The 19,434-nt window shown below is 67.6% G+C and carries 17 protein-coding genes and 2 tRNA genes; 4 read left to right on the top strand and 15 right to left on the bottom strand.

Annotation, left to right across the window (positions count from 1 at the left end; translation table 11 throughout):
* Nucleotides 1-58: 58 nt before the first annotated feature.
* From pgaD to AC5YGJ_RS07585, 5 genes are all read right to left on the bottom strand, one after another.
* Nucleotides 59-529 carry a poly-beta-1,6-N-acetyl-D-glucosamine biosynthesis protein PgaD gene (pgaD, locus tag AC5YGJ_RS07605; RefSeq protein WP_496186195.1) on the bottom strand — a complete coding sequence of 157 codons (471 nt, stop codon included), beginning with the start codon at nt 527-529 and terminating at the stop codon, nt 59-61.
* Entirely contained in the window at nt 526-1,776 is a 1,251-nt protein-coding gene (gene pgaC / locus AC5YGJ_RS07600; RefSeq protein WP_181358716.1) for a poly-beta-1,6-N-acetyl-D-glucosamine synthase, read from the bottom strand. Before pgaC ends, pgaD begins: the two co-directional genes overlap by 4 nt.
* Nucleotides 1,777-1,783: 7 nt before the next feature.
* Nucleotides 1,784-3,670, bottom strand: coding sequence for a poly-beta-1,6-N-acetyl-D-glucosamine N-deacetylase PgaB (gene pgaB / locus AC5YGJ_RS07595; RefSeq protein ID WP_496186194.1), 1,887 nt, complete (start codon nt 3,668-3,670; stop codon nt 1,784-1,786).
* 1 nt (nt 3,671) lies between these two features.
* Nucleotides 3,672-5,699 carry a poly-beta-1,6 N-acetyl-D-glucosamine export porin PgaA gene (gene pgaA, locus AC5YGJ_RS07590; RefSeq protein ID WP_496186193.1) on the bottom strand — a complete coding sequence of 676 codons (2,028 nt, stop codon included), beginning with the start codon at nt 5,697-5,699 and terminating at the stop codon, nt 3,672-3,674.
* 344 nt (nt 5,700-6,043) lie between these two features.
* The gene (locus tag AC5YGJ_RS07585) at nt 6,044-7,249 is read right to left on the bottom strand and encodes a CynX/NimT family MFS transporter (RefSeq protein WP_496186192.1); all 1,206 of its coding nucleotides are present in this window, start codon (nt 7,247-7,249) and stop codon (nt 6,044-6,046) included.
* A 325-nt stretch (nt 7,250-7,574) separates the two neighbouring features.
* Between AC5YGJ_RS07585 and AC5YGJ_RS07580 the strand changes: the two genes are divergently transcribed.
* The gene (locus tag AC5YGJ_RS07580; RefSeq protein ID WP_496186191.1) at nt 7,575-8,270 is read left to right on the top strand and encodes a PAAR domain-containing protein; all 696 of its coding nucleotides are present in this window, start codon (nt 7,575-7,577) and stop codon (nt 8,268-8,270) included.
* 81 nt (nt 8,271-8,351) lie between these two features.
* Complete coding sequence (locus AC5YGJ_RS07575; protein WP_496186190.1) at nt 8,352-8,705, top strand: hypothetical protein; 354 nt, start codon at nt 8,352-8,354, stop codon at nt 8,703-8,705.
* A 132-nt stretch (nt 8,706-8,837) separates the two neighbouring features.
* Here AC5YGJ_RS07575 and AC5YGJ_RS07570 read toward each other — a convergent pair.
* From AC5YGJ_RS07570 to AC5YGJ_RS07550, 5 genes are all read right to left on the bottom strand, one after another.
* A tRNA-Pro gene (locus AC5YGJ_RS07570) sits at nt 8,838-8,914 on the bottom strand.
* A 140-nt stretch (nt 8,915-9,054) separates the two neighbouring features.
* Nucleotides 9,055-9,131 (bottom strand) — tRNA-Pro (locus AC5YGJ_RS07565).
* Between the two features lie 55 nt (nt 9,132-9,186).
* Entirely contained in the window at nt 9,187-9,303 is a 117-nt protein-coding gene (gene cydX / locus AC5YGJ_RS07560; RefSeq protein WP_008268311.1) for a cytochrome bd-I oxidase subunit CydX, read from the bottom strand.
* 54 nt (nt 9,304-9,357) lie between these two features.
* The gene (gene cydB / locus AC5YGJ_RS07555) at nt 9,358-10,509 is read right to left on the bottom strand and encodes a cytochrome d ubiquinol oxidase subunit II (RefSeq protein WP_496186189.1); all 1,152 of its coding nucleotides are present in this window, start codon (nt 10,507-10,509) and stop codon (nt 9,358-9,360) included.
* A 15-nt stretch (nt 10,510-10,524) separates the two neighbouring features.
* Nucleotides 10,525-12,114: a cytochrome ubiquinol oxidase subunit I gene (locus AC5YGJ_RS07550; protein WP_107230964.1), complete on the bottom strand. Its 1,590-nt coding sequence runs from the start codon at nt 12,112-12,114 to the stop codon at nt 10,525-10,527.
* 228 nt (nt 12,115-12,342) lie between these two features.
* Between AC5YGJ_RS07550 and cydD the strand changes: the two genes are divergently transcribed.
* Complete coding sequence (cydD, locus tag AC5YGJ_RS07545; RefSeq protein ID WP_496186188.1) at nt 12,343-14,088, top strand: thiol reductant ABC exporter subunit CydD; 1,746 nt, start codon at nt 12,343-12,345, stop codon at nt 14,086-14,088.
* Nucleotides 14,085-15,758: a thiol reductant ABC exporter subunit CydC gene (gene cydC / locus AC5YGJ_RS07540; protein ID WP_496186187.1), complete on the top strand. Its 1,674-nt coding sequence runs from the start codon at nt 14,085-14,087 to the stop codon at nt 15,756-15,758. Before cydD ends, cydC begins: the two co-directional genes overlap by 4 nt.
* A gap of 85 nt (nt 15,759-15,843) precedes the next feature.
* Here the strand turns inward: cydC and AC5YGJ_RS07535 are convergent, their stop codons facing one another.
* From AC5YGJ_RS07535 to AC5YGJ_RS07515, 5 genes are all read right to left on the bottom strand, one after another.
* Entirely contained in the window at nt 15,844-16,188 is a 345-nt protein-coding gene (locus AC5YGJ_RS07535) for a DUF1294 domain-containing protein (protein WP_249843478.1), read from the bottom strand.
* The gene (gene metX, locus AC5YGJ_RS07530; RefSeq protein WP_249843479.1) at nt 16,189-17,301 is read right to left on the bottom strand and encodes a homoserine O-acetyltransferase MetX; all 1,113 of its coding nucleotides are present in this window, start codon (nt 17,299-17,301) and stop codon (nt 16,189-16,191) included.
* 79 nt (nt 17,302-17,380) lie between these two features.
* Nucleotides 17,381-18,370, bottom strand: a complete 990-nt coding sequence (locus tag AC5YGJ_RS07525; RefSeq protein WP_496186306.1) for a tetratricopeptide repeat protein — start codon at nt 18,368-18,370, stop codon at nt 17,381-17,383.
* Nucleotides 18,364-18,810 carry a cytochrome c-type biogenesis protein gene (locus AC5YGJ_RS07520; RefSeq protein ID WP_496186186.1) on the bottom strand — a complete coding sequence of 149 codons (447 nt, stop codon included), beginning with the start codon at nt 18,808-18,810 and terminating at the stop codon, nt 18,364-18,366. Before AC5YGJ_RS07520 ends, AC5YGJ_RS07525 begins: the two co-directional genes overlap by 7 nt.
* Nucleotides 18,811-18,814: 4 nt before the next feature.
* Nucleotides 18,815-19,432: a DsbE family thiol:disulfide interchange protein gene (locus tag AC5YGJ_RS07515; RefSeq protein WP_496186185.1), complete on the bottom strand. Its 618-nt coding sequence runs from the start codon at nt 19,430-19,432 to the stop codon at nt 18,815-18,817.
* Nucleotides 19,433-19,434: the final 2 nt, after the last annotated feature.

Raw genomic sequence — 19,434 nt, 5'->3', positions numbered from 1 at the left:
GCCATGCGTGGATGAGACCCCGGTGCCGACCAAGGTCGGCACCCACCGGGTTGTCGGGCTACACCACTTCGCGGCGGATGCCGACCGGACGTGCGTGCTCGTCCATGTGCAGCGTCGCCGCCTTGCACTGGGCCAGGCGCTCGGCCAGGCCGGTACTGGCGCCCAGGTCCGCTGCCACCTCGTTGACGCTGGCCAGCGGCCGCGGCAGTCGCCGGTCCCGTCCGCGGAAGCGCGCACGGTTGTACTCGGCCCAGCTGATCAGCAGCACACTGGCGCACAACAGCATCACCGGCAGCGCCACCAGCACGTAGGGGTCGAACTGGTTCTGCCGCTCATACAGCTGCTGCCATGCCATCTGGCCGCCGACCAGCCACGACACCAGCGTCACCAGGGGTGCCCACAGGTAGAAGTAGAAGCCCCAGAACGCCAGGGTGACAAATCCCCAGGCCGTGCGCTGGAACCGCGGCTGGCGGTGCGGCTTGCGGATCATCCGCGAATCGAATCGGTTGGACGGGTGCTGTGCGTTCATCGTATTCCCCGATCAGGGCTGGTCCAGGTGGCGCGCTTGCGACGGCGTCGCAGCAGCGTCTTCGGCAACGCCACCAGGGTGGTGGAAAGGCTGATCAGCCAGTACGCCATCGGGTACCAGATGACCCAGAAGTAGTTGCGTCCAATCTGTGTTTCGTAACGCCGGTCAATGATCAGACTGCTGGCGAACTGCAGCAGGCAGACCAGCGCCAGGATCACGCCATGCCATTGAGGAAGCAGGCTGGCGATGTACAGCTGGGGCGGCATCGGGAAGAACTTGCCCAGCACCCACAGCACGACGATGAACAGCATCGTGTAGGCCCAGATCACGCTCAGTACGTACTCCAGCAGCACGCCCCACATCCGGCGCTCGCGCCAGTTCAGCAGAGAGCGGGCGTGGCGAAGCATGACTTCCACGCCGCCCTGCGCCCAGCGCAGGCGCTGCCGCCACAATCCCTTCAGTGTTTCCGGCATCAGAATGAAGCACAGGGCGTTGGGCTCGTAGCGGATGTCCCAGTGCCCGCGCTGCAGGCGCCAGCTGATGTCGATGTCTTCGGTCACCATGTCGTCCGACCACCAGCCCACCTGGTGCAATGCAGTGCGACGGAAGCCGGCAATCACCCCGGAAATGGTGAAGATGCGCCCGTACACGCGCTGCGCCCGCTTGATCATGCCGATGATGGAGGAGAACTCGGCCACCTGCAGACGGCCAAGCAGGGTGGAGCGGTTGCGGATGCGCGGATTGCCGGTGACCGCGCCGACCCGGTTGCCGCTGACCAGGTGCCAGACCATCCAGTGCAGTGCGTGTTCCTCCAGCATGGCATCGCCGTCGATGCACACCAGGTACTCCGAGCGCGCCGCCAGCGCGCCCATGCGCAACGCATTGGCCTTGCCCAGATTGCGGTCCAGGTGCAGCACGCGCAGCCGCGGATGCTGGGCCGCCAGCGCGTCCAGGCGCGCACCGGTGTCGTCACTGCTGCCGTCATCGATGGCGATCACCTCGTAATCGGTCGGGTAGCGCTGGTTGAGCGCAGCCCCGAGGGTGTCGTCAAGATTCTCCGATTCGTTGTGGCAGGGAATCAGCAGGGTCGCGAACGGCGGATCGACCATCAGCGGTGGGTCGCTGCGTGGGCGCGAATGGCGTTCGCGCCGGTAGTAGTAGTACAGACCGCCGGACATCCAGAAGAACGCCATCACCATCGGGTAGTAGAAGGCGAACTGGAACAGGATCAGCAGCAACGGATGCATGTCCACGTCACTTCTCCGGATACGGGAAGTTGCCGGCGGACATGGCCGCACGGGCATCGTGGGTGGAGGGCTGGTCGGCGATGAAGTCATCCGGGTACCAGGCGAAGTGGTGCACACCCTGTGCCTGCAGCTGGCGGATCTGCGCGCGCAGGCGGTCGGCGGGAATCGGCTGGCCCGTGCGCCAGTCGACGGTCTGCAGCTCGAACAGCGTGTGCTGCAGTTGTGGATCGTGGCGGCGTACGGCGGCCAGCAGCTGGTCAAGCCAGCGCTCCGGATGCTTGCTGCCCTCCATCCACGGCATTGCCATCAGCGCAGTCTGGTCGTAGGCCTTGTTGAACAGGTCCAGGCGTTGCGCGAACCAGGCTTCGCTCTGCGGGCGCAGCACCGGTTCGGCATACAGGTTGCGCACGGTGGCCAGTTTCGGCCGCCAGCGTTGCGCGCGGTCGCGCAGGGCCAGGGTGAAGTCGATCAGCGCCTGGGTGCGCGCGCTGCCATCGCTCCCCGCCGGCAGCGACGGCAGCTCGGTGTCGCGCAGGTAGCCATCGTCGTGGAACAGCAGGCCTTCGAAGTAGGAATTGACCGCCAGGTCCTCGTAGAGGTCGAGCATGATCTGGCGCGCCTTCGGGTTGGTGAAGTCCAGCCGGTACATGCCATCGGCATCGCCGTTGTGGATGGCCAACGCCTTGCGCTGCACCGGGTCGGGCAGTTCGAAGCCCAGCACCGGCAACCACGCATACACCTTTACCCCTGCGCGGGATTTCAGCTGCCAGGCCACGCGGCTGAACAGGTCCGCGCGCATCGGCATGTGGCGGTTGGGGAAGTACAGCGCATCGGCGGTGTTGTTGCCGTCGGCGTCGGCGAAGGCCTGCAGGTAGACGTGGGTGGGTGCGATGCGCTTGACCCGTTCGATCAGCGCGTCGAGGTTGCGCGCCTGCTGCGCCGGGTTGGGGTCATACACATCATCCAGGTCGATCTGCAGGGCGCGGATGCCATCGAGTGCCGCGTCGCGGCGCAGTTCGAACGCCAGTCCTTCCACGGTCGGGTTGTCGCTGACCAGGAAACGCGCCAGGCCGTGCAGGTCACGGGTGACCGGTGTGCTGCGCCCCTCCAGGTCGAACGACACCGGCATGCCCAGCTGCTCGGCGATGTCGTTGCTCAGCTGGTTGTAGGCCGCGTACGGCCACACGATCGCGCGGGGGCGTACGCCAAGATGCTGCTCGATCCGCTGCGCACTGCGGGTCAGGTCGGCGCGCAGGCGCTGTTCGTACTGCGTCTGGGTCTCATAGCTGCGCGTGGAAGGCGAGTAGACCCGGGTCACGACGGCCGGAGTGGAGTTTCCCTGCGGATTGGCAAGCACGCCATGGTGCAGGTTGTCGGTATGGCTGGCCACTTCGATCAGGCCGCTGTCATGCATCTGCTTCAGCTGCGCCCAGGTGAGGAAATCGTCGTGGCCGAACGGGCGGTAGCCGTAGTCGATGGTGCGCCCCGGCGCCATGTCCATGTAGTCGGTGATCACCGCCACCAGGGCCGGGTAGCGATAGGCCTGCAGCAACGGGAACGCCTTTTCGTAGACACTGCGCAGGCCGTCATCGAAGGTCAGCAGCACCGGCTGCGGTGGCAGCGTGGCGCGGCCCTGCGAGGCATCGATCACCTGCGACAGCGACACCGGGTGGTAGCCATGCGCCCCCAGCCAGTCCAGGTGTGCGGCGAAGTTCTGCGTGCTCACCGCATAGGTATCGGCATCGCCCTTGGCGGCCACCTGGTCGCGGATATCGTGGTAGCTGAGGATCAGCAGCCCGTTGTCGGCCGCATCGAGATGCGCGGCCTGCTGTGCCAGTGCGGTCGGTGCGGTGCTGAGCAACAGCAGCAGGATCAGTCGCAGGATGCGGGCCATGTCAGTCTCCCCAGCGCAATGCGGCTTCGAAGCCGAGATGGCGTTCGCGGTGGCCGTCGTAGACCGGCCGCGACCAGCGCACGCCGTACTCGAGCACACGGCCCGGCCCCAGCTGCCACTCATGCTGGTAGGACACCGATGGCACCAGCGCGCTGCCGAAGCCGTCCTGCCAGTAGTCCCCCAGCGAAACCGTCAGCCGGTGCCGGAAGTGGCGTTCGTAGTGCCGCCACAGCTGCTGGTCGATGCGCAGCCCGATCTCGACCATGCGGTCGCGTGACGGGTTGAAATAGGGCGCATCAGCGCGGCTGCCGCGACTGGTGTAGGCACTGGCCAGGCCGTCGACCAGCCAGCGCGGTCGGGTCAGCAGGCGCTGCTCGAGGGCGGTACTGAACAGCTCGCGATGATTGCCGTCGTCGTAGCGGAAGCGGCTGGCGCCGAACAACCAGTGGGTCAGCTCACTGCGCCGGTAGTCCACCCGCGCGCTCAGGCTGTCGGCGGTGATGCCGGCAACGCGCGCCTGCATCGACGCTTCCGGGTCATTGCGCGCGGCCGCAAGGCCGGCGTGCCAGTAGTCGTTGAACTGCCAACCCACGCCGGCACGCAGGCCGGTATCACCCACATGGTCATTGGCGCGCAGCACGGCCGCTTCCGCATCCAGCTGGCCGAAGCGGTAGCGCACGCCTGCGCCGAGCCAGAGCGGGTCGATGCGCTGGTCCTGGAAGTCGACCGAGCGCCGGTCGGCAAAGGCAAACAGCCGCCAGCGATCGTCCAGGATCGGTGACTGCACTTCCACGCCATAGCGACGATCGTTGTTGCCCAAGGGTGAAGTGCCGCCACCACCGGAACTGCGTCCGATGTCGGTCCATGCCTGCACCTGCCACCCGCGATGCACGCGCCATGCCTGGTCCATGCGCTGCACCGCCGGCTGGGTCGGGTAGCGCGCGACCAGGTCGTCGTGCAGCGGTCGCGCCAGGTCATCGCGCTGCAGGGCGACGTAGGCCTCTTCCATGCCCAGCCGCGCTTCCACGTCACGCGGGTCGAGCGCGTGCGCCATCTGCTGCCGCTGCAGGGCCCGGCGTGGCCAGCCGCGCATCATGTACACGCTGCCCAGTGCGCTCTGCAGGCCGCCGTTGCCCGGCGCGATATCCACCATCGATTCCAGGTCGTGCTGCGCGGTGGACAGATCGCCGCTGTAGGCGCGCACCATCGCCAGATTCAGGTCGGCCTCGTAGCGCGACCAGTTCGCATACGGCGATTTGCCATTGCTCCAGCGCCAGGCCGGTTCCTTGTCACGCCACGCCTGCAACAGCTCAATGGCGTTCTCCTGCTGCTCGCTTTCCAGGTAGGCGTAGGCCAGTTGCGAGTGCGAGGCATCGCGTGTGGGGTCGCCGGCCACCGCGGCCTGCAGTACCGGAATGGCTTCCTGCGGGTGCAGCGTTCCCATCAGTGAATCGCCCACCGCAGGCAGTACGTAGTCGGGCAGCGTGTGACCCTCGGCCTGCAGGGCGCGTGCTTCCTCGCGCACCTGGGCGTGGCGCCCCAGCCGGTTGAGCAGGATCAGGCGGTCCATGCGGATGCGCAGCGGAGCCTGGGCCGGTGGCGTGCCTTCGCCGCCCAGATAACGCTGCATGCGCGCCAGCGTGGATTCGGCCTCTTCCAGGCGGCTGTCTTCGCTGCGGCTGTAGGCCAGGCTCCAGACCACCAGCTTGGCCAGATAGTCGCCCTCCAGGCGTTGCTTCTGGGCAGCGTCGAACAGCTGCGGCCGCTGCTGGTAGAGCTCCCAGGCGCGCCATGCATTACCGATGTCGCCCAGGGTCAGGACGCGCAGTTTGAACAGCAGGTCGTCATTGGGCTGTTGTTGGCTCGCACGTTCGATCGCGCCCAGCGCGTCCAGCCAGCGGGCCTGGTCACGGTAGCGGCCGATCTCGGCCAGCGCCGCCTCGCGGTCCGGCGGCGCGGCACTGCTGGCCCAGGCCAGCGCGGAGCAGGCGAGGCCGACGCAGAGCGCCAGCCGGCGGTGGACGACCATTGGGGACCCCCTTGGCTTCCTGACCAGACAACCGTGAAAAATGTGACGCACATCACATGCCAGATTTCTGGATGGCCGTGCCCTGCGTCACTCCCTTCGTGCACTCCCGCCCAGTCAGGACGGGTACAACCCGGACAGCGACCCGCGATGTCATGTCTTGAACGAGAATCCCCCGCGCACCGAGTGGTGGCCTGGGCGGCCGGGCCGCCCCCGTGCCCAATGCCGGCACGCGGCAAGGATGGGCACTCGTGGGCACTATCCGCCCGGAATTGTCAGTTGCGCGTCAAATTTCCCGGAAAGGCGGGTAAGCGCCCGACGGGACCGGCCAAGGCGGCCGGCACGGCTTACCAGAGGTCTTCCAGCTTGCGCGGTTTGCACGCCACCCAGGAGGCGCACAGCATCAGCGTGGCGCAGCCGAACAGGAAGCTGAACGGGAGCGTCCAGCCGTCGCTGACGGTGTGCAGCCAGCCGACCAGGAACGGGCCCAGGCAGCTGAAGCTGTAGCCCACGCCCTGCATGAAGCCGGACAGCGCCGCCGAGCCGGTGGGGGTACGCGTACGCAGGTTGATCAGGGTCAGTGCCAGCGGGAAGGTGGACGGGCCGACGCCGAGCAGGCAAGCCCACAGCAGCGGGGCCTTCATCGGTGCCAGCAGCAGGCCGGTGAAGGCGATCACGAACGAGAAGAAGCCGATCAGCACCAGCGGGAACGGGTTCTGCAGGCGCACCGCCATCGATGGGATGACCAGCGAGGGCAGCAGGCCCAGCGCCGAGAACACCGCCACCATCACCCCGCCGAAGGCCGGCGAGCCGCCGGCCTCCACCACGATGCGCGGCAGCCAGGTGAACATCGAATAGGTCATCAGCGAGGTCATGCCGAACATCAGCGTCATGCTCCAGCCCAGCGACGTGCGCCAGACCTTGCCATGTGGCTGCGCGGTCGGATCGGCAGCATCGGCCTGCGGCTTCGGCGCGCGCCGGGCCAGCATCAGCCACGGCAGCGCGGCGGCCAGCGCCAGCAGTGCCCACATGCCCAGCGACACGCGCCAGCCGGCGGCGTTGGCCACCGGCACCGCCAGCAGCGCCGGCAGCATCGTGCCCAGCTGCAGCACGCTGATGTAGAGCGTGCTCATGGTGCCGACCTTGTTGGCGAAGTAGCGCTTCACCAGCGGTGGCACCACCACGTTGCCGATGCCCATGCCGGCCAGCGCCAGCACCGAACCCAGCAGCAGCATGCCGACATTGCCGGCGCTGGAGCGCAGCAGCAGGCCGGCCATCGCCATCACCATTGCCAGCAGCGTGGTGCGCTCCAGGCCCAGGCGCCGTGCCAGTGCCGGTGTGGCCACGCCGAACAGGGCGAACGAGGCGGTCGGCAGCATGCCCAGCACGCCGGTCATGGTGGTGCCGAAGCCGAACTGCTGGCCGAGCACGTCCAGCAGCGGCGTGATCGAGGTGACGGCGGTGCGCAGGTTGACTGCGGCCAGCAGGATCGCGGCGAAGGCGAGCAGGCGCCCGTGCAGCAGCGACGGCGAATCGGAAGGGGAGGAACTCATCGGTGGTCCTTGCAGGTGACGCACGCCGGAGTGCTGGCATGCAGGGCCGGCATCGGTCTACGCCGACGCGGCAGGGTGGGGGAGGCGCCATTGTACGTGGCTGGCGGGGCCCGGTCCTGTCGGCACGATTTGTCGCGATCTGCATCGCTGGAGGGCGGCGGTTGATGTGCGTCACGTATTCGCCGCAATCCAGCCAAACCCTTGCAGCGCCAGCCTGCGCCCGTGCGGGTGCGGGAGGCACGCTGTGCTCGACGCCGCGTTGAAGTGCGCGCGGTGTCGGAGCGTTGCTAGGTTCGGGCCACCTCCAGGGCGGAAGGATTACAGGGTGGCAAGGACGTTGATTGTGGTCGGTGATGCAACCACCGGCGGTGGCAGGGTCATCACCGGCTCCCCCGCGACCGACATCGAGGGCATGCCGGTTGCGCGGGTGGGCGACAAGGCCACCTGCCCCAGGCACCAGCGCGTGGCATCCGTCGTAAGCGGCGACATCACGCTGACGTTTGAAGGCCAGCCCGCCGCGCGCCACGGCGACCGGCTCTCGTGCGGCTGCTCGCGGATGTCCGGCAAGCAATCCCGCGTCCATGCGGACATGGGCGGCGAAGGTGGCGGGGCTGACAGTGCCAGGCCTGCCGCTGCTGCCTCGGAGCTGGCCCCATTGCCCGCACTGCCGCAGGCCGGCAAGCCGCCTGTGTGCGAGGCGTGCCTGCTGGCCGCTTCGCGCTCAGGCGCGCCGTTCCTGCCTTTGCGCCGCTTGGTTCTGGACGTCTGCAGGCCCTATGCAACAACGTCGCGAATCGTACGAATTGTTGCGGTGGCGCGTTTGTCCATTGGCGCATCGTGCGTTGGCGTTTACACCTTCGCATGCCACCGGAAAAGGGTGGCCGGGACTGCAAAACCCGAGCTGACATGTTGTATACGCTTGCCAGCCGGCGTCGCTTCGCGCGGCGCCGGCTGGCATTCCGTTCGCGTTCCATGGCGGGCGGTGCGTGGGGGTGTGCGCAAGCACATCCGCCCGAACTAAGTCAGCCGGGTTTTTGCAGCCACGTATCGCCCGCCGCCTCTCTGCGGCGGCATCACCGTGTTCCTTGCATGGAGAATGCCCATGAAGACCTCTGATACTTCTTTCCCGCCCACCAGTCACGCGCCGGCCAATGCCGATGCGGCAGGCGCGCCCATCACCTTCGTCGCGCAGTTGCGTGGTATCGACAGCGGGGGCGCGTCCGATGGACGGCCCTGGCCCGAACGCCAGCTCAATCCCGGCCGTTGCATGGCTCTGGCCGATGCCGATTGCGCATTGGCCGGGCTGCGCACCGTGCATGCCATTCTGCTGGCGGCCGAGCGGGCGCGGCAGGATGGTGGGCCGGACCAGGACGTGGGCGACCGCGTGATCGAGGGTCTGATCCAGGCCAGCCGCGCGCTGGGCCTGTACGCCGGCCTCAACGTGCGGCCCTGCTGACGTCGGGCCGTGTGGCGGGGCAGGGCGGCTGCCTTGCCCCGTTGCAGCGCTTCACAGGCAGGGCGCCCGAACAACAGGCACAAAAAAACCCGGAGGACTGTCGTCTTCCAGGCTTCTTGGTGACCACCGAAGTGGTCGGGGAGACAGGATTCGAACCTGCGACCTCTACGTCCCGAACGTAGCGCTCTACCAGACTGAGCTACACCCCGAAGGGAGCCGCCTATTCTAGCGATCTACCCCGATGGCGGCAAGGGGTAAATGCTGTTTTCTTCACACTGCCGAAGCAGTGCCACTTCAGGGAACAAAAAAGCCTGGAGGACTTCACCAGGCTTCAATGCGACCACATGAGTGGTCGGGGAGACAGGATTCGAACCTGCGACCTCTACGTCCCGAACGTAGCGCTCTACCAGACTGAGCTACACCCCGAAGGAGCCGCCTAAGATACCGTGTGAAGGCCAAGGCGGCAAGGATTTTTTACCGCTCAGTGACGATTTTCCTTCTCGATGCGGTTCTGCTCGCGGGCTTCGAACCACATGCCGTTGAGGATGGCCACCGTCGAGGCGAGGCCGGCACCGAGAATCCAGGCGAAATACCACATGGTCAATCTCCTTTGTTCAAGGGGTGTGCCGAGCGTGGCCCGGCACACCGTCAATCAGTATGCGTTCGGGTTGTTGCCCATCTCTTCGCTGGTGGTCTTGCCCTTCAGCACGCGGTACACCCAGGTGGTGTAGGCGAGGATGATCGGCAGGAACACCGCCGTGGCCAGCAGCATGATCCACAGGGTCAGGTGGCTGGACGAGGCATCCCACACGGTCAGGCTGGAGGTGGGCTGGCTCGAGGACGGCAGCAGGAACGGGAAGATGGCAAAGCCGACGGTCAGGATGATGCCGGCGATGGCCGCACCGGAGGCGATGAACGCCAGGCCGCCGCGACGGGCTCGCAGCAGCACCGCGCTGGCCAGCAGGCCGGCCAGGCCCAGCAGCGGCGCCAGGATCGTGGCCGGCATCGCGCTGTAGTTGCGCATCCAGCCACCGGCAGCGCCGAGTTCGGCGGTCTTCAGCAGCGGGTTGGTGGCGCCATCGGTGACCACCTGCGAGGTGATCTGGTAGCCGGGCAGGCCGAAGGCCACCCAGGCACCGCCCACCGCGAACAGCACGAAGGCGATGATCGCGGCGATGCTGCCGAAGCGGGCTGCACGTTCGGCCACCGGGCCGTCGGTCTTGATCACCAGCATGGCGGCACCGTGGGCGACCAGCATCGACACGCTGAGCAGGCCGACCAGCAGCGCGAACGGCATCAGCAGACCGAAGAACGAGCCGGTATAGAAGATGCGCATGCTGTCATCGAAGTGGAACGGCACGCCCAGCAGCACATTGCCCACCGCCACGCCCATGATCAGCGCCGGGATGAAGCCACCAATGAACAGTGCCCAGTCCCAGGTGTTGCGCCAGCGTTCGCTGGGCATCTTGCTGCGGAACTTGAAGCCGACCGGACGCAGGATCAGCGCGAACAGGATCACGAACATCGCCAGGTAGAACCCGGAGAAGCTGACCGCGTACAGCGGCGGCCACGCGGCGAAGATCGCACCACCGCCCAGCACCAGCCACACCTGGTTGCCTTCCCAGACCGGGCCGATGGTGTTGATCACCAGGCGGCGCTCGGCATCGTTGCGGGCGACGAAGGGCAGCAGGGTGCCCACGCCCAGGTCAAAACCATCCATCACGGCAAAGCCGATCAGCAGGATGCCGAGCAGCAGCCACCAGATCACGCGCAGCGTGGTGTAGTCCAGAAGAATGAAATCCATCGTGGTTCTCCTGCCTCAGGCCTGGCCGGCGGCGGGCGCCGAGGCATTGTGGGAAGCATGCGGCTGAGGCGACTGCAGCGACGGCAGCACCTCGTCCGGACCCTTGCGGATCGCCTTGAGCATCAGCTTGATCTCGACCACGATCAGTGCGGTGTAGATCGCGGTGAAGCCGGCCAGGGTCAGCACGATTTCGTGCAGGGCCAGGCCCGATGCCGCATAGAAGGTTGGCAGCACGCCATCAACCGCCCACGGCTGGCGACCGTACTCGGCCACGAACCAGCCGCATTCGATGGCGATCCACGGCGCCGGCAGCGTCCACAGGGCCACCTTGAGGAACCAGCGCTTGTCCTGGAAGTTGTTGCGGCAGGAGTAGTAGAAGGCCAGTGCGAAGAAGGCGATCAGGTAGAAGCCGAGGCCGGCCATCACGCGGAAGGTCCAGAACAACGGCATCACGCGCGGCACGGTATCCATCGCCGCCTGCGAGATTTCCTGCGGGGTGGCGTTGAGGATGTCATCGCGGTAGCGCTTGAGCAGCAGGCCGTGGCCCAGATCCTGCCAGTGGCGATCGAACATCTCGCGCGCTTCGACGTCGTTCTTGTTGGCACGCAGGCGTTCCAGCGCACCGTAGGCCAGCTGGCCGCCACGCACGCGGTGTTCGGCACGCTCGACCAGTTCCAGGATGCCCGGGATCGGCTGGTTCAACGAACGGGTGGCGATCAGGCCCATCAGGTACGGGATCTTCACCGCGTAGTCGTTCTGGTGGGTCGTCTGGTTCGGGATGCCGAAGGCGGTGAAGTCGGCCGGCGCACGCTCGGTTTCCCACATCGCTTCGATCGCGGCCAGCTTCATCTTCTGGTGTTCGCTGGCGGCGTAACCGCTCTCGTCACCCAGCACCACCACCGACAGCGAGGACAGCAGGCCGAACGCCGCGGCGACCGCGAACGAACGACGGGCCAGGTCCTTGTGCTTGTTGCGCAGCAGGAACAGGGCACTGATCGCCATCACGAACACCGCACCGGTCACGTAGCCGGCGCTGACGGTGTGCACGAACTTGGCCTGCGCCACCGGGTTGAACACCACCGCCATGAAGTCGACCACTTCCATGCGCATGGTTTCCGGGTTGAACACCGCACCGGTCGGATTCTGCATCCAGCCGTTGGCGATCAGGATCCAGATTGCCGACAGGTTGGTGCCCAGCGCCATCAGCCAGGTCACCATCAGGTGCTTGACCTTGCTCAGGCGGTTCCAGCCGAAGAAGAACAGGCCGACGAAGGTGGCTTCCAGGAAGAACGCCATCAGGCCTTCGATGGCCAGCGGCGCACCGAAGATGTCACCCACGTAGTGGCTGTAGTAGGACCAGTTCATGCCGAACTGGAATTCCATGACGATGCCGGTAGCGACGCCCATGGCGAAGTTGATGCCGAACAGGACGCCCCAGAACAGGGTCATCCTGCGCCAGATCTCCTTGCCGGTCATCACGTACACGCTCTCCATGATGGCCACCATGAAGGACAGGCCGAGGGTGAGCGGTACGAATAGGAAGTGGTACATCGCGGTCAGCGCGAATTGCAGCCGCGACAGTTCTACGACTGTCTGATCAATCATGGCCTGGCTACCTCGTTGGATAGTGCCGTTGCAGGTGGCGGGAAGGGTGGTCTACGACGTGAATGATGTGACCGACTACTTCAGAAAGCCTTGATCCAGATCAATGTATGAACAGGTCTGCGAAGGGATCGTATGCGAACCCGATGAAGACTGCGACCGCCGGCCGCAGGGGCGGGCTGTTGCCTGCGCCTACAATGCCGTGTCTCCCCCGTTGACCGTGAAGACCCCTTGAGCGCTGCCGAAACGACTTCCGCCAGTCTGTCCCCGGACGCTGAAACCACCCGTCAGCGGCGCGCGCGCACGGCCTGGCTGGCCGATCTGGCGCGGCCCGCACGCGGTCGTCAGCGCCTGGCAGCGTTGTGCATCAGCGTGTCGGGCGCGTTGCTGATCGGGCAGGCCGCCAGCATCGCCTGGCTGGTGCAGCAGGTGCTGGTGGAGCATGCCGCGCTGGCGTCGGGGCTGCCGGTATTGGGTGCGCTGGCGCTGATTCTGGTGCTGCGTACCCTGTTGGGCAGCGCCACCCAGGCGGCGGCCGGCGATGTGGCCGACGCCGCACGGCTGGCATTGCGCGAGCGTGTGTTCGCCCGCCTGCTGGACCATGGCCCGCTGTGGCTGCGCCAACGCCGCACCGGCGAGCTGGGCGAACTGATGCTGCATCACGGCGATGCGATTGAGAATTATTACAGTGGTTTCCTGCCGGTACGGACCGAAGTGGTGGTGGTCCCGCTGCTGATCCTGGCCGCAGTGGCTTGGGTCGACTGGGTGGTGGCGCTGATCCTGCTGTTCACCGCACCGCTGGTGCCGTTCTTCATGATGCTGGTGGGGTGGGGCGCCGAGGCCGCCGGCCGTGCGCAGCTGGGAGAGCTGGCGCGGATGAGTGGCCATTTCGCCGACCGCATCAAGGGACTGGGCCTGCTGCGCCTGTATGGCCGCGGCGAGGCCGAGCTGGAGGGCATCGAGGCGGCGGCCGAGGGCGTGCGCGTGCGTACCCTGAAGGTGCTGCGCATCGCTTTCCTGTCGTCCACGGTGCTGGAATTCTTTGCCTCGGTGAGTGTGGCGATGGTGGCCTTGTACCTGGGCCTGAGCTACCTGGGCATGATGTCGCTGCACGCCAGCGTGCCGAGCCTCGGCGCCGGTCTGTTCTGCCTGCTGCTGGCCCCGGAGTTCTACGCCCCGCTGCGGCGCCTGGCCGCGCACTACCACGACCGCGCCAATGCCTTGGCCGCCGCGGCCGAAGTAGAGCGTCTGCTGCAGTCGTTGCCCGATGAGCAGAACCTGGTCGAGAACGAGACCGCACCGCTGGCGGTGGAGCCGGCCGAGGCCGCATTGCCGCCACTGCAGGCGCGCGGCCTGGTGCTGCGCCCGCTGGGTGCGCCGCAGGATGTACTGCAGAATCTGGACGTGCTGCTGGAGCCGGGACAGCGGCTGGCCCTGGTCGGCCCCAGTGGCAGTGGCAAGAGCACGCTGCTGGAAGCGCTGGCCGGCTGGTTGCCGCCGCGCGCCGGAAAGTTGCAGGTGCGCCCCGGCGTCCAGGTGGCCTATGCCAGCCAGCGCCCGTACCTGTTCCACGGCAGCATCGCCGACAACCTGCGGCTGGCCGATCCCGGGGCCACCGACGCGCGCCTGCGTGCGGTCGCCGAGGCCGCGCAGGTGCTGCAGTTCGCACAGCGCCTGCCGCAGGGGCTGGACACGGTGATCGGCGAGCGCGGCTTCGGCCTGTCCGGTGGCGAAGCACGACGCATCGCCCTGGCCCGCTTGCTGCTGCGCGACCCGCAGGTGCTGCTGCTGGACGAACCCACCGCCTTCCTCGATGCCGATACCGAAGCGGCACTGCTGCGCAGCCTGGCCGCGTATGCGCGCGGGCGCAGTGTGGTGGTGGCCACCCACAGCCCGGCGGTGATCGCCTGGGCCGACCGCTGCCTGCTGCTGCCGGAAGGTCGCCTGGTCGAACCGGCGCAGGCGGTGCGCGCATGAACCGTTCGCCCGATTCGCTGCGCGCGGTGTTCCTGCGCCATCGGCCGCGCCTGCTGCTGACCGTGCTGCTGCTGTGGACCACGATGCTGGCCGGTACCGCACTGCTGGGCCTGTCCGGTGGTTTCCTCACCGCGGCTGCGCTGGCCGGTGCGGCCGGGCTCGGCCAGGGCTTCAACTTCTTCTCGCCGTCGGCCGGCATCCGTGGCCTGACCATGGCCCGGATCGTGTCGCGCTACTTCGAGAAGCTGGTTGGCCACGACGCCACCCTGCGCATCGCCCGCGACCTGCGCGTGTGGTTCTTCCGCCGCGCGCTGCCGCTGGCACCGGCCCGGCTGGGCGCCACCCGTACCGGCGACCTGCTGGCACGCCTGCTCGGTGACATCGGTGAGGTCGATGGCCTGCTGGTGCGCGCCATCGGTCCGCTGCTGGCGCTGGGCGGATTGTCGCTGGTGGCGATTGCTTCGGCGGCGATGATCCTGCCATCGGCGGCGCTGCTGCTGGCGGTACTGGCGGTGCTGATCGCCTTCGGTGTGCCGTGGCTGGGCGTTCGCGGCCGCGATGATGAAGAGGCCGACCGCGCCGCGCATCGCGCCGCGTTGCGCACGGCCGCCTTCGAGGGGCTGGAAGGCGCGGGCGATCTGGCCGCGCTGCATGCCGATGCAGCGTGGCAGCTGAAGGTGCGGGTGGCGGCCAAGCAGCTGGCCTCGCGCGACCGGCGCCGGCGCTGGCGATTGATTGCCGGCTCCACGCTGCATGGGCTGGTCGCCGGGCTTGGGCTGGTGGCCATGCTGGCACTGGCCCTGCACGCTGCCGAGCAGCAGCGCATCGCGGCGGAAATGGCGGCCGGCCTGGTCTTCCTCACCGTCGCGCTGATCGAGCTATGGGCGGGCATGGGCCTGGCCTGGCAGTCGCTGCAATCCGGGCGCATCGCCGCCGATCGCCTGCAGGCCATTGTCGAGCAGCCGCTGACGGTGGAGGACCCGCAGGCGCCGCAGCCGGTGCCGCAGGCGGCGCGTGTGCACTGGAATGACGTGCACTTCCAGTGGCCGGGTGCAGCGCGGCCGGTACTGGCCGGTGTACAGCTGACCCTGGCGCCGGGCGAACGCATTGCCGTGCGCGGTGACAGTGGCTGCGGCAAGACCACGCTGTCCAGTCTGCTGCTGCGCCTGTGGGATCCGCAGCAGGGACGGTTGACCTATGGCGGCCGTGATCTGCGCGATTTCGCCCAGGCCGAATGGCATCGGCAGCTGGCCTGGCTGCCGCAGAACGCACCGGTGTTTGCCGGAACGGTGGCCGAGAATCTGCGGCTGGGCGATCCCGATGCCAGCGACACCGCGCTGTGGGCGGTGCTGCGCCGGGTACGCCTGGGCGAATGGGCCGAGCACAACGGTGGCCTGCAGACCTGGGTGGGCGAGAACGGCGCGACGCTGTCGGCCGGCCAGGCGCGGCGCCTGGCACTGGCGCGTGCGCTGCTGCGCAACGCGCCGATCCTGCTGCTGGACGAACCGACCGAAGGCCTGGACGTGGATACGGCGCGCGCGCTGTTGCAGGATCTTTCCGCGCTGCTGGACGGTCGCAGCCTGCTGATGATCACCCACGATGATCTGCCCGGAGGCGTGGTGGATGCGCAGTACCGGATGCGTGATGGGGTGCTGGTCCGCGAAGCGTGAATGGTAGTGCCGGCCGCTGGCCGGCAACCTCATGGCGCTTGATACGGAATTGCCGGCCGCTGGCCGGCACTACCGATTGCGAGGGTTATCGCGAAAACTCGCGCAGCAGCACCGCGATCGAGGCCACGTTGGCCAGCACACACAGCCAGAACACCCATTGGAATGCGGCCTTGCGGTGCTTGTGACGGAATACGGCCTGGCCGAGCAGCGCGCCGGGCCAGCCGCCGGCGAACGCCAGCAGCTGCAGCGTGCGTTCGGGAATCCGCCATTGCTTTCGCTGGGCCGCGCGTTTGTCGTGGCCGTACAGCCCGAACGACACTGCGCTGACCAGCAGGCACCCGCCGCCCAGCCACAGCGGCAGCACGCCGCTGATCATCAAGGCGATCAAGGCGCCGAACGCGGCCAGCGCCAGGTTGCGCCGCCAGCCCACTTACAGCGCGTCGAGGAAGTCGCGCACGGCCGGGCCGAACCGCTCGAAATCGACCAGGAACGCATCATGGCCCTGCGGCGATTCCAGGCCGATGAAGCGCGCCTCGGCACCACCGGCACGCAGGCCGTCGGCGACCTGTTGCTGCTGCTGCACCGGGAACAGGATGTCGGTGTTGGCGCCGATGGCCAGCGCCTTCTCCACCCGGATCTTCGCCAGCCCGGCCAGCACGTCGCCATCGGCGTACTCGGCCAGGTCGAACCAGTCCATCGAACGGCTCAGGTACAGGTAGCAGTTGGGATCGAAGAAGCGCACGAAGCGACGCGCGTGGCCTTCCAGGTAGCTTTCCACCTGGAATTCCAGGCCGAACGGATCGTCGTCGGCCTGGTCCGAATCCAGCCGCACGCGGCCGAATCGGCCGTCCCATTCCAGTGCGGAGCGATAGGTGATCACGCCCAGCTTGCGCGCCATGCGCATGCCGGACTCGGGGTATTCGGCGTCGTCGTAGTGGCCGCCATTCCAGCGCGGGTCGAGGCGGATCGCCTCGCGCTGCAGCGAGCGGATCGCGATCGAGAACGGCAGCGCCTGCGCACTGCCGGAGATGTTGATGTGACTGCGTGCGATGCCCGGATGCAGCATCAGCACGGCCAATGCGGTCATGCCGCCCATCGAATTGCCGACCACGCAGGCCAGCTGGGTGATGCCCAGCGCACGCACGACCTCGACGGCGGCACGGGCACCGTCTTCGATCGACAGCTCGGGGAAATCGAGGCGGTAGGGCTGGCCAGTGGCGGGGTTGAGCGAGGCCGGGCCGGTCGAACCTTTGCAGCTGCCCAGCGAATTGACGCACACCACAAACCAGCGGTCGGTATCGATCGGCTTGCCCGGGCCGACCATCGCTTCCCACCAGCCCGGTGCCGGGTTGGCCTCATTGGCGGCGGCATGCGCGTCCGGGGAAAGGCCAGTGACGATCAGGATCGCGTTGCTGCCATCGGTGGCCAGCGTTCCCCAGGTTTCGAAGGCCACGCGTGCGCCGTGCAGTGCGCCACCGCGCTTGAACGGGAACGGCGAGGGCAGGGCGTGGAAACGCGTGCCGGGCGGGATGAATTCGGTCATGAGGGCATTCTAGCGGGGCGGCATGTGCAGCTGGCGACACGCTGGTTTCCATTGGCGGCCGGCATTACCGCGCGGTACGCTACGGAAACCGCAGCTCCACGACGCCTTCATGCGGCAGGCTCACCTTTACCGGGACGCTCTGCAGGTCATCTTCGCTCCGGTTGGCGCTGCCGCTGCGCGAGATGCGCGCCAGCACTTCCACTTCGCGGTGCGCCGACAGCGGTGCAGTGGGCATCGGGCTGTCGGCGTCGCCCAGCCCGACCGTGGCCGGGAAGCCGGCCAGTGGCAGCTTGCGTGCGGCCACCGGCATCGGCGGCCCGCCGACGGCACGCGCCAGCACGAACACCTGGGTGCTGGCCGGCCACTCGGCCGCTTTCATGGCCGGCAACTGCACACGTACCTGCAGCAATGCCGGCGCCGCTGCAACCGTTGCCTCGGCGGACTGGCCGGCCGCCTCACGGGCGATGGCAATCTGCGCCTGCAACGCCTGCGCGGCACCGGGTTCCAGCCGTGGCAGCAAACTGCTCCACACATCGGCGGCCTCGGCATTGCGGCCACGCTGGCGCAGGGCGATGCCCAGCAACCAGCTGGCCCGCTCCGCGTCCGGGGCCAGTGATCGAGCCTGCTGCAACCAGGCCACGGCGGTGTCATCGAACTGCTTGCCCGGGTCGGCCTGGGCACGCGCCTGCGCCGCTTCCACCAGCACTCCCGGATCATCGGGGGCGAGCGCTGCGGCGCGGGCGAACGCGGCGGCCGCGGCGGGAGCGTCGCCCAGTTCGGCCTGCGAACGGCCCAGCAGGGCCCAGCCATCGGCACGCTGCGGATCGCGCTTCAGTGCGTCCTGCAGGGCCTGCACCCCATCGTGCAAGGTCGCCACCGTGGCTGTCGGTTTCAGCTGCGCAGCACGGGGATCACCCACCAGCACATACAGGCAGGTACCGGCAACGCCGAGTGCGAGCACACCCACGAAAAACCCTTTGCGGCCGTGGTGGCGCAGCGGCCACAGCACCAGCACCGCCATCAGTGCTGCCACGGCTCCGGCCATTGTCGGCAGCCACACGTTCACCAGCCGTCTCCTTCATCGTCCTTGCCGGCCGGTGCGGCAGCCACCGTGCGCCCGCGGCGGCGGACGATGCCCAGCACCACCAGCGCACCGGCACCGAGTACCAGCAACGGGCCGCCCCACAGCAGCCAGGTGCCCGGCTGCAGCGGCGGCTGGTAGAGCACGAACTCGCCATAGCGGGCCACCAGGAACTGCTTGATCTGCGCATCGTCGTGGCCCTGCTGCATCAGCTGCAGCACCTCGCGGCGCAGGTCCTGGGCAATCTGCGCGTTGGAGTCGACCAGCGACTGGTTCTGGCACTGCACGCAGCGCAGCTGCGCGGCCAGGTCATGGAAGCGACGCTCTTCGGCGCCATCGCGGAACTGCAGCGGCTGCGGGTCGTGCAGCGGCTGCTGGGCCAGCGTGGCCAGTGGCAGCATCAGAAGCAGCACCAGCAGCCAGCGCATCGGGTTACGGTGCCGTATGCAGGGTAGTGCCGGCATTGCCCTGCGCCTTTTCGATCTTTTCCAGCGCCGGGATCAGCTTCTCGTCGACCACACGCTGGGTCATCGCACCGCTGTACTTCCAGCGCACCACGCCGCTGCCATCGACCAGGAAGGTCTCCGGCGCAGCGGTCACGCCCCAGTCGATCGCGGTACGTCCCTCGACATCGCTGAGCACCACCATGAACGGATTGCCCAGCTGTTCCAGCCAGTGCAGTGCGTCGGTCGGGTCGTCCTTCCAGTTGTAGCCGATCACGCGCACGCGCTTGCTCTCGGCGAAACGGGTCAGCACCGGGTGTTCCTCGCGGCAGGCCGCGCACCAGCTGCCCCACACGTTCAGCAGGTAGGGGGCGCCGCGCAGCTCATCGCTGCGCACGATCATGTCCGGGTCGTGCAGCACCGGCAGCGCGAACGCCGGCGCGGGCTTGTCGATCAGTGCCGAAGGCAGCACGTCACGCTGCGGGTCGCCCGATTTCATCACCCCGTAGATCATCAGCCCGAGCAGGCCGAAGAAGAACAGCACGCCGATCACGATGGCTACCGGCGGCAGCGGGCGGGAGGGGCGCGGGGCGGGGGACTGGGACATGG

Source organism: Stenotrophomonas sp. CS3K5 (genome assembly GCF_059515225.1).
Note: the sequence above shows the minus strand (reverse complement) of the source record. Positions and strands in the feature narration are given on the sequence as shown.

What these genes read in the sequence shown, in the direction of transcription:
- pgaD (WP_496186195.1), bottom strand. Translation starts at nt 529, where the DNA reads ATGAACGCACAGCACCCGTCCAACCGATTCGATTCGCGGATGATCCGC.
- pgaC (WP_181358716.1), bottom strand. Translation starts at nt 1,776, where the DNA reads ATGCATCCGTTGCTGCTGATCCTGTTCCAGTTCGCCTTCTACTACCCG.
- pgaB (WP_496186194.1), bottom strand. Translation starts at nt 3,670, where the DNA reads ATGGCCCGCATCCTGCGACTGATCCTGCTGCTGTTGCTCAGCACCGCA.
- pgaA (WP_496186193.1), bottom strand. Translation starts at nt 5,699, where the DNA reads ATGGTCGTCCACCGCCGGCTGGCGCTCTGCGTCGGCCTCGCCTGCTCC.
- AC5YGJ_RS07585 (WP_496186192.1), bottom strand. Translation starts at nt 7,249, where the DNA reads ATGAGTTCCTCCCCTTCCGATTCGCCGTCGCTGCTGCACGGGCGCCTG.
- AC5YGJ_RS07575 (WP_496186190.1), top strand. Translation starts at nt 8,352, where the DNA reads ATGAAGACCTCTGATACTTCTTTCCCGCCCACCAGTCACGCGCCGGCC.
- cydX (WP_008268311.1), bottom strand. Translation starts at nt 9,303, where the DNA reads ATGTGGTATTTCGCCTGGATTCTCGGTGCCGGCCTCGCCTCGACGGTG.
- cydB (WP_496186189.1), bottom strand. Translation starts at nt 10,509, where the DNA reads ATGGATTTCATTCTTCTGGACTACACCACGCTGCGCGTGATCTGGTGG.
- AC5YGJ_RS07550 (WP_107230964.1), bottom strand. Translation starts at nt 12,114, where the DNA reads ATGATTGATCAGACAGTCGTAGAACTGTCGCGGCTGCAATTCGCGCTG.
- cydC (WP_496186187.1), top strand. Translation starts at nt 14,085, where the DNA reads ATGAACCGTTCGCCCGATTCGCTGCGCGCGGTGTTCCTGCGCCATCGG.
- metX (WP_249843479.1), bottom strand. Translation starts at nt 17,301, where the DNA reads ATGACCGAATTCATCCCGCCCGGCACGCGTTTCCACGCCCTGCCCTCG.
- AC5YGJ_RS07520 (WP_496186186.1), bottom strand. Translation starts at nt 18,810, where the DNA reads ATGCGCTGGCTGCTGGTGCTGCTTCTGATGCTGCCACTGGCCACGCTG.
- AC5YGJ_RS07515 (WP_496186185.1), bottom strand. Translation starts at nt 19,432, where the DNA reads ATGTCCCAGTCCCCCGCCCCGCGCCCCTCCCGCCCGCTGCCGCCGGTA.